The organism is Streptomyces sp. NPDC051315 (assembly GCF_044455165.1).
Classification (GTDB): Bacteria; Actinomycetota; Actinomycetes; order Streptomycetales; family Streptomycetaceae; genus Streptomyces.
This window is the reverse complement of record NZ_JBITEN010000004.1, coordinates 239563-253861: the sequence shown is the minus strand read 5'-3', so window position 1 is coordinate 253861 and position 14299 is coordinate 239563. Positions and strand designations below refer to the sequence as shown.

Annotated in this window: 16 protein-coding genes; 9 read left to right on the top strand and 7 right to left on the bottom strand. The window is 72.5% G+C overall.

Going from position 1 to position 14299, the window contains the following annotated elements; genetic code table 11:
* Positions 1–106: 106 nt before the first annotated feature.
* From pntB to ACIBBD_RS10295, 5 genes are all read right to left on the bottom strand, one after another.
* Positions 107–1558 (bottom strand): Re/Si-specific NAD(P)(+) transhydrogenase subunit beta, encoded by a 1452-nt coding sequence (gene pntB / locus ACIBBD_RS10315; RefSeq protein WP_399418893.1) that lies wholly within the window; start codon positions 1556–1558, stop codon positions 107–109.
* 6 nt (positions 1559–1564) lie between these two features.
* Positions 1565–3130: a Re/Si-specific NAD(P)(+) transhydrogenase subunit alpha gene (locus tag ACIBBD_RS10310; protein ID WP_399418892.1), complete on the bottom strand. Its 1566-nt coding sequence runs from the start codon at positions 3128–3130 to the stop codon at positions 1565–1567.
* An 850-nt stretch (positions 3131–3980) separates the two neighbouring features.
* Entirely contained in the window at positions 3981–4730 is a 750-nt protein-coding gene (gene mca / locus ACIBBD_RS10305) for a mycothiol conjugate amidase Mca (protein ID WP_399418891.1), read from the bottom strand.
* Positions 4727–5080 carry an MFS transporter gene (locus ACIBBD_RS10300; RefSeq protein WP_399418890.1) on the bottom strand — a complete coding sequence of 118 codons (354 nt, stop codon included), beginning with the start codon at positions 5078–5080 and terminating at the stop codon, positions 4727–4729. Before ACIBBD_RS10300 ends, mca begins: the two co-directional genes overlap by 4 nt.
* Positions 5074–5232: a hypothetical protein gene (locus ACIBBD_RS10295; RefSeq protein ID WP_399418889.1), complete on the bottom strand. Its 159-nt coding sequence runs from the start codon at positions 5230–5232 to the stop codon at positions 5074–5076. The genes ACIBBD_RS10300 and ACIBBD_RS10295 overlap by 7 nt, the downstream gene beginning before the upstream one ends.
* A 264-nt stretch (positions 5233–5496) precedes the next feature.
* On the opposite strand from ACIBBD_RS10295, the gene ACIBBD_RS10290 reads away from it, so the two are divergent.
* Genes ACIBBD_RS10290 through ACIBBD_RS10280 form a run of 3 tightly spaced genes read left to right on the top strand, consistent with a single transcriptional unit; the run spans position 5497 to position 7735 of the window.
* Positions 5497–6561 (top strand): Rieske 2Fe-2S domain-containing protein, encoded by a 1065-nt coding sequence (locus ACIBBD_RS10290; protein ID WP_399418888.1) that lies wholly within the window; start codon positions 5497–5499, stop codon positions 6559–6561.
* Positions 6558–6803 (top strand): hypothetical protein, encoded by a 246-nt coding sequence (locus ACIBBD_RS10285; protein WP_399418887.1) that lies wholly within the window; start codon positions 6558–6560, stop codon positions 6801–6803. The genes ACIBBD_RS10290 and ACIBBD_RS10285 overlap by 4 nt, the downstream gene beginning before the upstream one ends.
* A complete protein-coding gene (locus ACIBBD_RS10280; RefSeq protein ID WP_399418886.1) occupies positions 6800–7735 on the top strand; it encodes a PDR/VanB family oxidoreductase in 936 nt (311 codons plus the stop codon). The genes ACIBBD_RS10285 and ACIBBD_RS10280 overlap by 4 nt, the downstream gene beginning before the upstream one ends.
* Here ACIBBD_RS10280 and ACIBBD_RS10275 read toward each other — a convergent pair.
* Positions 7650–8522 carry an IclR family transcriptional regulator C-terminal domain-containing protein gene (locus ACIBBD_RS10275; protein ID WP_399418885.1) on the bottom strand — a complete coding sequence of 291 codons (873 nt, stop codon included), beginning with the start codon at positions 8520–8522 and terminating at the stop codon, positions 7650–7652. The genes ACIBBD_RS10280 and ACIBBD_RS10275 overlap by 86 nt on opposite strands.
* A gap of 148 nt (positions 8523–8670) precedes the next feature.
* Here ACIBBD_RS10275 and ACIBBD_RS10270 point away from each other — a divergent pair, with 148 nt between their 5' ends.
* From ACIBBD_RS10270 to ACIBBD_RS10255, 4 genes are read left to right on the top strand one after another with little or no spacing between them, the layout of a single operon-like run.
* Positions 8671–9642, top strand: coding sequence for an ABC transporter substrate-binding protein (locus tag ACIBBD_RS10270; RefSeq protein WP_399418884.1), 972 nt, complete (start codon positions 8671–8673; stop codon positions 9640–9642).
* Complete coding sequence (locus tag ACIBBD_RS10265) at positions 9639–10412, top strand: ABC transporter permease (protein WP_399418883.1); 774 nt, start codon at positions 9639–9641, stop codon at positions 10410–10412. Before ACIBBD_RS10270 ends, ACIBBD_RS10265 begins: the two co-directional genes overlap by 4 nt.
* Entirely contained in the window at positions 10409–11188 is a 780-nt protein-coding gene (locus tag ACIBBD_RS10260) for an ABC transporter permease (protein WP_399418882.1), read from the top strand. Before ACIBBD_RS10265 ends, ACIBBD_RS10260 begins: the two co-directional genes overlap by 4 nt.
* A gap of 29 nt (positions 11189–11217) precedes the next feature.
* Complete coding sequence (locus ACIBBD_RS10255; RefSeq protein WP_399418881.1) at positions 11218–12033, top strand: ABC transporter ATP-binding protein; 816 nt, start codon at positions 11218–11220, stop codon at positions 12031–12033.
* 55 nt (positions 12034–12088) lie between these two features.
* On the opposite strand, the gene ACIBBD_RS10250 is transcribed toward ACIBBD_RS10255, so the two are convergent.
* Entirely contained in the window at positions 12089–12754 is a 666-nt protein-coding gene (locus ACIBBD_RS10250) for a hypothetical protein (protein ID WP_399418880.1), read from the bottom strand.
* A gap of 229 nt (positions 12755–12983) precedes the next feature.
* Between ACIBBD_RS10250 and ACIBBD_RS10245 the strand changes: the two genes are divergently transcribed.
* On the top strand, positions 12984–13634 hold the full coding sequence (locus ACIBBD_RS10245) for a helix-turn-helix domain-containing protein (protein WP_399418879.1): 651 nt from the start codon (positions 12984–12986) through the stop codon (positions 13632–13634).
* A gap of 32 nt (positions 13635–13666) precedes the next feature.
* On the top strand, positions 13667–14209 hold the full coding sequence (locus ACIBBD_RS10240) for a toxin-antitoxin system, toxin component (RefSeq protein ID WP_399419101.1): 543 nt from the start codon (positions 13667–13669) through the stop codon (positions 14207–14209).
* The last annotated feature ends 90 nt before the right edge of the window (positions 14210–14299 follow it).

Here is a 14299-nt window from a genome sequence, read left to right as displayed (position 1 = left end):
GGGGTGTCGGAGACCGCCGCGGCGGGGGGCAATCCTCATCGACTGCCGCGGGCGGGGACCGGTCGTTCACCGTGGCCGGTCCCCGCCCGGACGGGGGCGGGCCGGTTCAGCGGGTCGTGCCGGCCATGGCCGGGGCGGGCGCATCGGTGGCGTCGAGGCCGCGGAGGATGTCCTCGACCCGCTGTTTGGCGTCGCCGAAGAGCATCCGGCTGTTCTCCCGGAAGAACAGCGGATTCTGCACCCCCGCGTACCCGGTGGCCAGGGAGCGCTTGAAGACGACGACCTCGGCCGCCTCCCACACGTGCAGCACCGGCATCCCGGCGATGGGACTGGCCGGGTCCTCGGCGGCGGCCGGGTTGACGGTGTCGTTGGCGCCGATGACCAGGACGACCGAGGTGGCGGCGAAGTCGTTGTTGATCTCGTCCATCTCCAGGACGATGTCGTACGGCACTCCGGCCTCGGCGAGCAGCACGTTCATGTGGCCGGGCAGCCGGCCGGCGACCGGGTGGATGCCGAAGCGCACCTCGACGCCCCGCTCGCGCAGCTTGCGCGCCAGCTCCGCGACCGGGTACTGGGCCTGGGCGACCGCCATGCCGTAGCCCGGCGTGATGATCACCGAAGAGGCGTCGCGCAGCAGTTCCGCGGTGTCCTCGGCGCTGATCTCCCGGTGCTCCCCGTGGTCGCCGCCGCCGCCCGTCGCCGCCGGGGCCCCGAAGCCGCCCGCGATCACCGAGACGAAGGAGCGGTTCATCGCCTTGCACATGATGTACGACAGGTAGGCGCCGGAGGAGCCGACCAGCGCGCCGGTGACGATCAGCAGGTTGTTGGCGAGCAGGAAGCCCGAGGCGGCCGCGGCCCAGCCGGAGTAGCTGTTGAGCATGGAGACGACCACCGGCATGTCACCGCCGCCGATGGAGGCGACCAGGTGCGCGCCGAGGGCGAGGGCCACCACGGTGACCGCGATGAGCAGTCCGATGTGCGGGCGCGCGACGAACGCCACGGTGAGGACGGCGAACGCGGCGAGCGCGCCGAGGTTGAGGGCGTGTCTGCCGGGGAGCAGGAGCGGACGGGACTCGATGCGCGCCGCCAGCTTCAGATAGGCGACGACCGAACCGGTGAAGGTGACGGCGCCGATGAACACGCCGATGAAGACCTCGGCGTGGTGGATGCGCAGCAGCGAGCCGGTGAGCTCCTGCCCGGCGTGGCCCCCGGCTTCGGCGTCGAGGTAACCGTTCCAGCCGACGAACGCGGCGGCGAGGCCGACGAAGCTGTGCAGGAGGGCGATCAGTTCCGGCATGCCGGTCATCTCGACCACCCGGGCCCGCCACAGTCCGATGCCCCCGCCGACCGCCGTGGCGACGGCGATCAGCGCGAGAGCACCGACGGTGATGCTCCGGGAGGCGAGACCGACGGTGGCGGCCAGCGCGACGGCCATGCCCGCGATGCCCCAGACGACTCCCGCGCGGGAGGTCCGGTGCTGCGAGAGTCCGGCGAGGCTGAGGATGAACAGCAGTGCGGCGACGAGGTGGGCGGCCTCCGCGGCCGTGACGGTGGTCATCCCTGATCAGCCCTTCGAGAACATGCCGAGCATGCGGCGGGTGACGGCGAATCCGCCGAAGATGTTGATGCTCGCCAGCAGGATCGCGGCGAACGACAGCACGGTGACCGCGCTGTCGCCGTGCCCGATCTGCAGCAGCGCGCCGACCACGACGATCCCGGAGATCGCGTTGGTGACCGACATCAGCGGGGTGTGCAGCGCGTGGTGCACCTGGCCGATGACGTAGAAGCCGATGACGATCGCCAGCACGAAGACGGTGAGGTGGCCGATGAGTTGCGGCGGGGAGAGGGCGGTCACCAGGAAGAGCGCGAGCGCTCCGGCGCCGACCAGGGCGTAGGCGGAGCGGGGGCGCTTCGCCGGTACGCCGGGGGACGCGCCGGGTCGCGGGGCTCCGGCGGGGGCGGGGGCGGGCGCGGCGGACACCCGCACCGGTGGCGGCGGCCAGGTCCTCTCGCCGTCGCGGACCACGGTCATCGACCGCTGCACCACGTCGTCGAAGTCGAGGACGAGCCGGCCGTCCCGGCCGGGGGTGAGCAGTTTCATCAGGTTGACGAGGTTGGTGCCGTACAGTTGCGACGCCTGGGCCGGGAGCCTGCCGGGCAGGTCGGTGTAGCCGATGATCGTCACGTCGTTGTCGGTGACGACCGCCTTCCCGGCGACCGTCCCCTCGACGTTGCCGCCCTGGGCCGCGGCCATGTCGACGATCACGCTGCCGGGCTTCATGCGCGCGACGTCCCCGGCGGTGATCAGCTTCGGCGCCGGCCGGCCCGGGACGAGCGCGGTGGTGATGATGATGTCGACGTCGGCGGCCTGCTCGGCGTAGAGCCGCGCGGCAAGCCGGTTGTAGTCGTCCGAGGTGGCCTTGGCGTACCCGTCGGCGCTGACCTCCTGTCCGGCCCGGTCGGGCAGCACCGTCAGGAACTCCCCGCCCAGCGAGCGCACTTGCTCGGCGACCTCGGGCCGGGGGTCGGTGGCACGGACCACGGCGCCGAGGCTGCGGGCCGCGCCGATCGCCGCGAGTCCGGCCACCCCGGCCCCGGCCACCAGCACCTTGGCGGGCGGGACCTTGCCCGCGGCGGTCACCTGGCCGGTGAAGAAGCGGCCGAAGGCGTGCGCGGCCTCGACCACGGCCCGGTAGCCGGCGATGTTCGCCATCGAACTGAGGACGTCCAGGGACTGGGCGCGCGAGATGCGCGGGACGGCGTCCATGGCGAGCACGGTGATCGGCCGCCGCGCCAGTTCCTCGACGAGTTCCGGACGGAGCGCGGGTCCGATGAGCGCGACCAGCGTCGCCCCGTCACGCAGCCGGCCCATCTCCTCGCTCGACGGAGCGTCGACCTTCAGCACGATCTCGGCCGACCAGGGGTCGCCGAGCCGGGCGCCCGCCTCCTCGTAGGCCGCGTCGGAGAAGCGGGACGCCTCCCCCGCTCCCGGTTCGACGACCACGTGGTATCCCAGCGCGACGAGCCGGCCCACGGTGGCCGGTGTCGCCGCCACCCTGGTCTCCCCCGCGGTGGACTCTGCGGGGACACCGATGCGTTGGGGTTGCGGTTGCGGTTCCGGTGCGACCATCGTCTTCCTCTCCCGTAGGTGACGTCCTGGTGTCGGGCCTGTCCGCCCGGAGGCGCGTGTGCTTGTCCCTTCATCGGTGCCCGGATCCTGGGCGTTCGACCCGGGGCGGTCGTAGTCGGTCACTGATCGGGACACGGGGTCGCCCGATCGGTCCGGTCGCGGCCGGCGCCCTTTCCGACCGCGCTTGTGCGGGTCGATGAGGCTGTGACCTGCGTTGACGAGGCCGACGACGTCGCCGCCCGGTGACGCGGGCAGCGGCATGCTGCGGGCATGGAAGAGGCCTGGCGTTCCGGCAGGCCCGCGAAGTCGACACCGATCGCCTCGGTACGCTGCCACGCCATGCCCGGGCCGGGCCCGGGCTGGTGGCGCCGCCGTGCGCGAGCAGCCGCACCGGGCGGCCGTCGAGCGCACGGTTCCACCCGGCGCACATCCGCAACATCGCCGAGGCGGCGCGACTCGCCGCGGGCTTCAGGGGGCCGCCGCTTCCTGGACATCGGCGACTCCGAGGTCCCGACCGCCAGGCGGATGGCCGAAGCCGTCGACGAGGTCCTCGCCGTCACCTCCGAGATCGTGGGCATGCCGGGGCCGACCGAGGTCATGGTGGGCCTCCACCCCTACGGCATGCCGAACCCTTCGGCTTGGCGAACCACCACTCGGCGGGCTTGCGGCCGCCGGGGCCGTGCGGCATGCCGACGCGCAGCAGCGTGGCGGGCCGGGGCGCCGGCCTCGGGGGCTCGCAGCGCCTCGGTCTCCATGGCGCGCTTCTGCTCCCGTTGATCTCCTTCCGTCGTGTTCCGTGCGGCCGGCGTCGCGGGGGCGGATCGAGCCCGCCCGGAGCCTGGGTCGACGGTCAGCCGCCGTCGGCGGACACCCCCGCGAAGAGGTCTTGCTCGGGCAGCGCGGAGGGGACGCGCGAGGTGACGAGGTGGTAGTCCTCCGTGGGCCAGGCCCCGGCCTCCAACTCCAGCGGGCAGGACAGTTCGGGGCCGTCCGGGTCGACCTGCGTCTGGTGGGCGAGGAGCGCCGCACGGCGGACGGGGAAGTACTCGGCGCACTCAGCGCGGATGGTCGCCTCCCAGGTCGGCCAGGCGTCGGGCCAGTTGTCCAGGACGGCGCGAGCCGGCGACTCGAGTCCGGCCCCGCTCATGGCCGCGTCGATAGCTTCGAAGTACTCCTTGTCGAACGCGCAGGTGTAGTACAGCTTCTGCGGCTGCCAGGCCTCGCCCGTACCGGGACAACGGCCGGGGTCGCCGGCGGCCTCGAAGGCCTCCACCGTCACCTGGTTGGTCTTGATGTGGTCGGGGTGGGGATAGCCGCCGTTCTCGTCGCAGGTGACGACGACGTGCGGCCGGAAGGCGCGCATGGCCTCCCCCAGCGGATGGGCGGCGGTCTCCAGGGGCTGGAGGGCGAAACACCCCTCGGGGAGCGCCTCGCCGTCCTTGGGCAGCCCGGAGTCGGTGAACCCGAGGAACCGCTGGTCGACGCCGAGGATCTCGCGGGCACGGGCCATCTCGCGGCGGCGGAGCTCGGGGAGTTCGGCCCACACCTCGGGCCGGTCGAGGCGGGGGTTGAGCACGTCGCCGCGCTCACCGCCGGTCATGGTGCACAGGCGAGCCGGGCGATGACGGCCTGCGCGATGGGCTGCATGAGCCCTCCGGCCAGGCCTTGCAGGACGCGGAAGGCGATCAGGGAGCCGGGCGGCCAGGCCGCCCGGCACAGCGCGGACGCCACGGCGAAGAGGGCCACCGACAGCAGCCACGTCCGCTTGCCGCCCAACCGGTCGACGAGCCAGCCGGACAGGGGCGCCACGAGGGCGACGGCCGGCAGGTGTCCCGTGCTGACCCACTGGATGGCGGTCAGCGACGCCTTCAGCCCGTCGGCCATGGAGCCCACACCGACGTTGACGATCGTCGTGTCGAGCTGCGCGAGGACGGCGCCGAGGATCAGCACCGCGCCGTCCGCACCAGCTCGGGGTCGAGGCGGTCCCCGGTCTCGGACGGGGCGACGGGACGGGGAGCGATCGAGCGCTTGGAGAACCCTCCGGGGCGGGCGAGGTCGAAGCGGAGCGCGAAGGTGCACATCCCCGGAGAAGTCACCACCACCGCCTACGACTCCACCGCGTGGCGAGCGGTCGCGTCCGCCGCAGGCGTCCACGGTCACCTCGGGCCGTGAACGGCGCGACAGCACCACTGTGCCGTCCGCATCGGCGACCACCGGAAGACCGAACCGATCCCCTGACCAGCCCTTTCACGGAAGTTCTTCCGCCTGGCAGAAGCCGCCTTGCCGAGCCCCCGCACGCGTCACGACGCTGTTGCCCACCACGGAACGCGGGGCGACGGCGCCCCGCCGACAGGGACGGGAACGCCATGCCTCACATGACCGCCTTCGCCAGGAACCAGTGGTACGTCGCCGCCTACCGTCACGAGGTCGGGCGCGAGGAGCTGCTCGGCCGGACGATCCTCGGTGAGCCGCTCGTCCTCCACCGGACGCAGGAGGGGACTCCCGTCGCGCTGCACGACCGCTGTGTGCACCGCCGGTTCCCGCTCTCCGAGAGCCGTCTCGACGGCGACCGGATCGTGTGCGGCTACCACGGCTTCACGTACGACACGACCGGCACGTGCGTGTACGTGCCGGGGCAGAAACGCGTCCCGCGCACCGCCCGGGTCGCCTCCTACCCGGTCGTCGAGCAGGACTCCCTGGTGTGGGTGTGGATCGGCGACCCGGCGCTCGCCGACCCGCAGACGATTCCGCGCGCCCGCCACCTCGACTCCCCCGGCTGGACCACCGTCCGCGGCATGGAGCCCATCGACGCCGACTACGGGCTGCTCGTCGACAACCTCCTCGACCTCTCCCACGAGACGTACCTGCACGGCGGTTACATCGGCACCCCGGAGGTCGCGGAGACGCCGATCACCACCGAGGCGGACGAGGGCGCCGGCATCGTGCGGGTGAGCCGCCACATGGACGACGCCGAGTGCCCGCCGTTCTACGCCCGCTCGACCGGCATCGAGGGCCGGATCACGCGCTGGCAGGACATCGAGTACCACGCGCCCTGCCTGTACCTCCTGCACAGCCGGATCGCGCCGGTGGGCGTCCTGCCCGAGGCCGACGGCAGCGACCCGCACGGCTTCCACACCGAGATCACGTACGCGATCACCCCGTCGTCCGACGGCAAGGTGTACGACTTCTGGATGGTCTCGCGGGACTGGGCGACGGACGACGAGGAGGTCACCGAGTTCCTGCGCGGCAACAACCACACCGTCGTCATGCAGGACGTCGACGCGCTCAACCTGCTGCAGCGGACGCTCGGCACCGAGCGCACCGGCTACCAGGAGCTGAGCATCAACATCGACACCGGCGGTCTGGCCGCCCGCCGTATCCTCGCCCGCCTCGTCGAGCAGGGCGAGAAGCCCGTGGAGAAGGTCCGGTGACCGCGCCGACCGGAGAGGTCTACCGCATCGACTGGCTGCCGGGGACGGACACCCTGCACGGGACCTGTCACTGCGGCCGCGAGCACACCTCGCAGGACCCCGTCGAGATGTGGGAGTGGATGCTCGCCCACCCGCGAGGACACCGGCCGCCCGGACACGAACCACACGACCACGAACCACAAGCCCACTTGCCACAAGGCCACGAGCCGCGAGAACACGAACCGCGAGGAAGCAGCTCATGACCGTCTACGAAGCCGAACTCGTCGTGGAGCGCAAGGAGTTCGCGGCCGACGGCGTGCTCGCCCTCACCCTGCGCCACCCGCGGGGCGAGCCGCTCCCGGCCTGGGAACCGGGCGCCCACGTCGACGTCCTCCTCGCCCCCGGGCTGGAGCGGCAGTACTCGCTGTGCGGCGACCCGGCCGACCGCGGCACCTGGCGGATCGCGGTGCTGCGCGAGCCCGACGGCCGGGGCGGATCGGCCCACGTGCACGGACGGTTGGAGCAGGGCGACACGGTACGGGTGCGCGGTCCGCGCAACCACTTCGCCCTGCTCCCCGCGCCCCGCTACCGCTTCGTCGCGGGCGGCATCGGCATCACCCCGCTGCTGCCGATGCTGGCGGCGGCCGAGGCGGCGGGCGCCGAGTGGAGCCTCCTCTACGGCGGCCGCAGCCGCGGCTCCATGGCGTTCACCGAGGAACTGGCCGCGTACGGAGACCGGGTGACCGTCGCTCCCCAGGACGAGACCGGGCTGCTCGACCTCGGCCCGGTCCTCGACGGCCTGCCGGAGGGCACCCTCGTCTACTGCTGCGGTCCGGGCCCGCTGCTCGACGCGGTGGAGGCGCGCTGCCCTTCCGGGGCGCTGCACGTCGAGCGGTTCGAACCGAGGGAGGGACCGGCGGGCCAGGACGCGGAGTTCGAGGTCGAGCTGGCGCGGAGCGGCCGGACGCTGACCGTCGCGCCGGGCGTCTCCGTGCTGGACACCGTCCGGGCCGCCGGGGTGGAGGTGCTGTTCTCCTGCGCCGAGGGGACGTGCGGCACGTGCGAGACGGACGTGCTGGAGGGCACGCCGGACCACCGGGACTGCGTCCTCACGCCTCAGGAGCGTCAGGCCGGGGAGACGATGATGATCTGTGTGTCACGGTGCCGGGGCAGGCGCCTCGTCCTGGATCTGTGAGCCCCGCCGGGTGGGTGACCCGCAGGTCAGCCTCGATCCGCGTCACGGCCGCGAGCAGGTGCGGCAGCAGATCTCGGCGGACGGCGGCCGGTGAGGTGCGGCCGGCGTGGACGGCGATGTTCACGCCGGCCACCACCGTGCCGTCCCGGTCCCGCACCGGGGCGCCCACCGAGCGCAGCCCCTCCTCCAGCTCCTGGTCGACGAGGGCGTACCCCTGCCGCCGCACGCGGGCGAGTTCCGCCCGCAGGGCCTCCGGGGTGACGAGGGTGCGCGCGGTCAGGGGCCGCGGCCGCGCGCGGGCGAGCCGGGCGTCGAGGTCCTCCTCGGGCAGATCGGCGAGCATCACCCGGCCGACGGAGGTGACGTGGGCCGGGAACCGGGTGCCCACGGTGATCGTGGCCGACATGATGCGCCGGGTCGGCACCCGGGCGACGTACACGATGTCGTCGCCGTCGAGGACGCACAGCGACGACGACTCCCCCACCTCGGCGACGAGCCGCTCCAGGTGCGGCTGCGCCAGCTCGGGCAACGTCAGGCCGGCGAGGTAGGCGTAGCCGAGTTCCAGGACGCGCGGGGTGAGCCGGAAGAGGCGGCCGTCGCAGTGGACGTAGCCGAGGTCGGCGAGGGTGAGCAGCAGCCGGCGGGCCGCCGCGCGGGTCAGGCCGCAGGCGCGGGCGACCTCGCTGAGGGTGCGCGCGGGGTGTTCGGCGTCGAAGGAGCGGATGACCGCGAGGCCCCGCTCGAAGGACCTCACGAAATGCGGTGCCCGGGCCCCTGCGGTGGACATCACCACCCCCAAACTGTCAACAATCTCGTCAGCCAAACCCATTGACCCCGTCGAACGCGTGGTTCTCCGTTCCCTGCACGCCAGTTGAGCACTACTGTGCGGTGTGCGCACAGCCTGTCGGAACACCTTTGTCTGCACAGGAGGAGCCATGCGTCGTCTGCTCGCCGGTCTCGCGGCCGGCACCTTCCTGCTCGCCACGGCGGCCTGTGGCTCGTCCGACGGCTCCGGCTCGTCGGGCAAGGACACGTCGTCCGGCGGCACCACCACCGTCGAGCTCGGCCTGATTCCCATCGTCGACGTCGCGCCCGTCTACCTCGGGGTCCAGAAGGGCTTCTACGACAAGCAGGGCCTGAAGCTGTCGATCACGACCGCGCAGGGCGGCGCGGCGATCGTGCCGGGTGTCGTCAGCGGCCAGTTCCAGTTCGGCTTCAGCAACATGACCTCCCTCATGGTCGCCCAGTCCAACAGCGTTCCCGTACAGGCCGTTGCGAACGGCATCGCCTCGACCGGCGTGCAGGGCGAGGACTTCGGGGCGATCACCGTGAAGAAGGGCAGCCCCCTCAAGTCCGCGAAGGACCTGGAGGGCAGGAAGGTCGCCATCAACACCTTGAAGAACATCAACGAGACCGCGGTGCGCGCCTCGGTGCGCGAGGCGGGCGGCGACCCCGACAAGGTGAAGTTCGTCGAACTGCCCTTCGACCAGATGCCGGCCGCCCTCGACGGCGGGCAGATCGACGCCGCGATGGTCGTCGAGCCCGCCCTCGCCACCGTCAAGGGCCAGGGCGGCGTGGAGATCGCCTCCCCCCTGGTCGACGTCGCCCCGGACCTCACCGTCGCGATGTACTTCACCTCCACGCAGTACGCGCGGCGGAACCCGGACGTGGTGAAGAAGTTCCAGCAGGCCACGGCCGAGTCGCTCGCCTACGCCGACGCGCACCCGGACGAGGTCCGGCAGATCGTCACCACGTACACCAAGATCCCGGCCTCGGTGCTGGAGCAGGTGACGCTGCCCAAGTGGCCGGCCGAGGCCAACCGTTCCTCCATCGAGGCGCTGGAGAAGCTCGGCGCCGAGGACGGACTGTTCACGTCCGACCCCGACCTGGACAAGCTGCTGCCGTGAGGGGCGTCAACCTCGCGCTCGGCGCGGCCGGGCTCGCGGCCTTCCTCGCCCTGGGCGAGGCGGTGCCGCGACTCGGTCTGGTCAAGGAGGCCTACTTCCCGCCGACGAGCCGTATCGCCGGGGCACTCGGCGACGAACTGGCCGACCGAGCTTTCTGGACGGCCCTCGGCGACACCCTCACCGGCTGGGCGCTGGGCCTGGCGATCGCGGCCGTCGCGGGCGTCGTGGCCGGGGTGGTGATCTCCGTCGTCCCGTACCTGCGCGAGGCGACGGCGTCGACGATCGAGTTCCTGCGCCCCATCCCCTCGGTCGCCCTGATCCCCCTGGCCGTCCTGCTGTACGGCGCCGGACTGCGCTCGGTGCTCCTGCTGGTCGTCTACGCCTCCTTCTGGCAGGTCCTCATCCAGGTCCTGTACGGCGTCCAGGACGTCGACCCGGTCGCGGAGGAGACGGCCCGCTCCTACGGACTCGGCCCCTGGGCGCGCGTCCGGCACGTCCTGTGGCCGACCGCCCTGCCGTACGTCATGACCGGCGTGCGGCTCGCGGCGGCGGTCGCGCTGATCCTCGCCGTCACCGCCGAACTCGTCATCGGCGCCCCGGGTCTGGGCGCGCGCATCGCGGTCGCGCAGACCTCGCAGGCGGTGCCCGAGATGTACGCGCTGATCGTCGTCGCCGGACTGCTCGGCCTGTTGATCAACGTCGGCGCGCGGACGGTGGAACGGCGGGCGCTGGCCTGGCACCAGTCGGTGCGCGGGGAGGTGGCGGTGTGAGGTATCTGCTGCTCCGGCTGGTGCTGGTGGCCGCCCTGCCGGCCGTGCTGGTCGCGCTCTGGTGGGTGGGCTCCGCGAACAGCACCGACGTGTACTGGCCGCCCCTGCGGACGATCCTGGAGACCTTCCCGGACGTGTGGACGGGTGAGCGGCTGCGATCGGACGTCGTGCCGAGCGTGCTGCGGCTGGCGGGCGGCTGCACACTGGCGGCCGTCGCCGGGATCGCGCTGGGCACGGTCATCGGCTCCTACCGCCGGGTGCGGGCGGTGTGCGAGCCGGTCCTGGAGTTCCTGCGGGCGGTGCCGCCGCCCGTCCTGGTGCCGGTCATCATGCTGTTCGCGGGCATCGGCGACACGATGAAGGTCGTGGTGATCGCGGTCGGCTGCGTGTGGCCGGTGCTGCTCAACACCGTCGAGGGGGTACGGGCGGTGGACCCGGTGATGGCGGAGGCGGCCCGCTCGTACGGCATCACGGGCGTCGCGCGAATCAGGGACCTCGTGCTGCGTTCGGCGAGCCCGCAGATCTTCGCGGGCCTGCGGCAGGCCCTGTCCATCGGGATCATCCTGATGGTCATCAGCGAGATGTTCGCCGCCAGCAACGGACTCGGCTTCACCATCGTGCAGTTCCAGCGCGGCTTCGCCATCCCCGGCATGTGGACCGGGATCCTGGTGCTCGGCCTGCTCGGCTTCGTCCTGTCGGTCCTCTTCCAGCTGGTCGAGCGGCGCGTGCTCGGCTGGTACCACGGTCTGCGCACCGCCGCCCGGCGGTCCCGGTGACGTCCTCGAACGGTTCGAAAGGGCAGGGCATGCTCGACGTACGCGGCCTGAAGAAGGTCTACGAGGGTTCCGGACGGCGGGTGGAGGCGGTACGCGACCTCACCTTCACCGTCGACGCCGGCGAACTGGTCTGTCTCGTCGGCCCGTCGGGCTGCGGCAAGACGACCCTGTTGAAGTGCGTCGGCGGCCTGCTCGCGCCGACGGCCGGTGAGGTCCGGCTGGAGGGGCGGAAGGTGACCGGCCCGCCGCCCGGGATGGCCTTCGTGTTCCAGGAGTACGGGCGCAGCCTCTTCCCGTGGATGCGGGTCGGCCAGAACGTCGAACTGCCGCTGAAACAGAAGGGACTGGGCAAGGCACGGCGCCGGGAGCTGGTCGCCGACGCGCTGGAGTCGGTGGGGCTCGCCGACGCCTCCTCCGCGTACCCCTGGCAGCTGTCGGGCGGGATGCAGCAGCGGGTGGCGATCGCGCGGGCGCTCGCCTACGAGCCCCGCGTGCTGCTGATGGACGAGCCGTTCGCGGCCGTCGACGCGCAGACCCGCGCCGACCTGGAGGACCTCGTGCGGGGCCTGTGGCGGGAGCGGGGCATCACGATCCTGTTCGTCACCCACGACATCGACGAGGCCGTCTACCTCGGTGAGCGGGTCGTCGTCCTGTCCGCCTCGCCCACCGTCGTCCAGGAGCAGCTGAAGGTCGATCTGCCGCCGGACCGCGACCAGTTGCACACCCGGGTCGCCCCGCGCTTCGCCGAGCTGCGGACCCACGTGTACGAGCAGATCCAGGCGGCGAAGCGCGCCACACTCCGCAAGACGGCCGCCCCGGCGGACACGCCGCCCGCGGTGACGTGAGTGCCCCGGCCGCCCCGGGCGCCGCCGGCGACCTGAACGCCGACGGTGCCCGGGGTCAGGCCTCGGGGGCGGGCACCACGCTGAGGTGTCCCGCGGCGCGGCGGGGCCGCCGGGCCCTGCGGGGCGCGGGCGCGGGGGCCTCGCGCAGCACCATCGTCAGCCGTGTGTATCCCATGTCCTGCAGCGTCCTCGGTGTCTCGCCGACGATCCGGCACGTCGTGGCGCCCCAGCGCGGGTCCGGATGGACCAGCGGGCGGACGGCTCCGTCGTGCTCGACGGCCTCCTCGCCGACCGCGCGGATCCAGTGCGGCAGGCCCTGCCGGTAGGCGGCCTCCATCAGCGGGTCCTGGGCGATCTCACGGCGGATCGCCTGCAGCCCGTGGTCGTGGCCGTGCCGTTCCAGCGTCGCCGCGAAACGGGCCAGCATCGGCAGGCACCAGCTGGCCTCGTGGTCGCCGAGGACCGACCCGGCGTCCGGGTGGAAGAGGACGAACCGCAGGAAGTTGTCGCCCGGCAGGGCCGTCGGATGCGGGCCCACCTCCCGGAAAAGTGTCCGGAAAGCGGTGTTGGCCAGGACGACGTCCCAGCGGTGGTCGAGGACGACGGACGGGAAGGGGACGGCCTCCAGGTACACGGCGTAGTCCTGGAGGTAGGCCTGGGCCTCGGGACGCTCGGGGACGGGCCGCGGCACCGACCGCTGCCCACCTGCCTGATATGCCATCGGGAGGTCACCCCTCTTGCCTCTGCGGCCTTCACGCGGCGCCCCGATCCTGCTGCCCCGACGCGCGGCATGTCAACTATCGTGGCATTCCACGCTCGTTGACGGCTGAAATTGGCCACAGTTGTGGCGAGACCTGGATGTGAGTTCGAAGGACCCGCTACTCTCCGGTCAGTTCACGGCGATCCCGTGCGCCTGTGAGAGGGTCGTGAGAGACGTAGGAGACCTGTCGGTGACGGATGGCTTCGAGGTTCCGGGCGCCACGGCGACGGTGCTGCTGTCGGCCGTCGTCGCCCGTGTCACCGCGCTCGCCGACCGGCTCGGCGTGCCGCACGCGGAGGTCTTCGACACCGGACGGCTGTCCGTCGCCTCCGGCGTCCCGGAGCCCGTGGTCAAGTCACTGCTGAGCGGCCGGCCCGCCGGCGAGCCGGATGTGCAGGCCCGCTTCCTGCAACGCCTGGACCTGCTGCGCCGCACCCGGCTCAAGCCCAACGGGCGCAGGTACACCCAGCAGGAGATCGCCGACGGCGCCGGCATGTCACGGCAGCAGGCGGGCGCCCTCATCAACGGCGACCGCCGGCCCACGATGGAGCACTGCGACGCCCTCCAGCGGTTCTTCCGCGTCCACGCCGGCTTCCTCACCGCCGAGGACCCCGAGGCCCTCGCGGGCGCCCTGCAGCACATCGAGCAGGAACTGCTGCAGAAGCTCGCCGCCCGGGAGGCGGCCGCGGCCGCCGAGGACCCGCTGGAGCGGCTGCTGCAGGACCACGGCGTGCGCGGAATCGCCTGGCGGGCCGCGCAGCTGCCCACCGACCAGCACCGCGACAAGGTCGCCGAGTGGCTGGACATGCTCCTGGAGAGCGTGAAGCGGCCCGAGTCGTGATCCGGGGGAGAACTGTGGGCATCGCCAAGGACATGCGCCGCCTGTGCGACGAACTGGTCGCGGAGCTGACCCTCCCGGCCCCCGCCGCTCCGGCCGACCTGTACACCGCCCTGTGCGACGGCATGAGCCGACGCCGCGGCCGCCCCGTCCACTTCCGTACGGCCGCCTTCCCGCCCGGCACCGCGAGCGGGCTGTGGCTCGACATGGCCGACCAGGACCTCGTCGTCATCGAGGAACGCACCGCCCCCGACCACCAGTTGGTGATCCTCGGCCACGAGCTGTGGCACATGAAGGCGGGCCACTGCAGCCACCACGTCGAGGGCGCCGCCGTCGCGGCCCGTTTGCTGCAGGACGGCGCGGACCTTCAGGCGACGGTCCACAAGGTCGCGGCACGCACCCGCTTCGACCAGGCCGACGAGCGGGACGCCGAGCGCTTCGGCCTGTTACTCGCCAGCAAGTGCCGGGCGTGGCTGGCGGGTTCGTCGGCCCGGGGGCGCGGTCAGCGGGACCACCTGGCGGGCCGGATCGAGGCCTCGCTGGGCTATCTGGGCCGGCGGGACCGGGGCGGGGCCTGAGCGCCGGCACGCTCGCGTGCGTGCCGAGGGTGCGTGATCAGGGTGCGCGACCAAGCTGCGTGATCAGAGCGCGCGACCAAGCTGCGTGAT

Excerpts from the sequence above, each read along its gene's own strand:
- ACIBBD_RS10310 (WP_399418892.1), bottom strand. The coding sequence starts at position 3,130 with ATGGTCGCACCGGAACCGCAACCGCAACCCCAACGCATCGGTGTCCCC.
- mca (WP_399418891.1), bottom strand. The coding sequence starts at position 4,730 with ATGACCGGCGGTGAGCGCGGCGACGTGCTCAACCCCCGCCTCGACCGG.
- ACIBBD_RS10280 (WP_399418886.1), top strand. The coding sequence starts at position 6,800 with ATGACCGTCTACGAAGCCGAACTCGTCGTGGAGCGCAAGGAGTTCGCG.
- ACIBBD_RS10270 (WP_399418884.1), top strand. The coding sequence starts at position 8,671 with ATGCGTCGTCTGCTCGCCGGTCTCGCGGCCGGCACCTTCCTGCTCGCC.
- pntB (WP_399418893.1), bottom strand. The coding sequence starts at position 1,558 with ATGACCACCGTCACGGCCGCGGAGGCCGCCCACCTCGTCGCCGCACTG.
- ACIBBD_RS10290 (WP_399418888.1), top strand. The coding sequence starts at position 5,497 with ATGCCTCACATGACCGCCTTCGCCAGGAACCAGTGGTACGTCGCCGCC.
- ACIBBD_RS10255 (WP_399418881.1), top strand. The coding sequence starts at position 11,218 with ATGCTCGACGTACGCGGCCTGAAGAAGGTCTACGAGGGTTCCGGACGG.
- ACIBBD_RS10240 (WP_399419101.1), top strand. The coding sequence starts at position 13,667 with ATGCGCCGCCTGTGCGACGAACTGGTCGCGGAGCTGACCCTCCCGGCC.
- ACIBBD_RS10275 (WP_399418885.1), bottom strand. The coding sequence starts at position 8,522 with ATGTCCACCGCAGGGGCCCGGGCACCGCATTTCGTGAGGTCCTTCGAG.
- ACIBBD_RS10250 (WP_399418880.1), bottom strand. The coding sequence starts at position 12,754 with ATGGCATATCAGGCAGGTGGGCAGCGGTCGGTGCCGCGGCCCGTCCCC.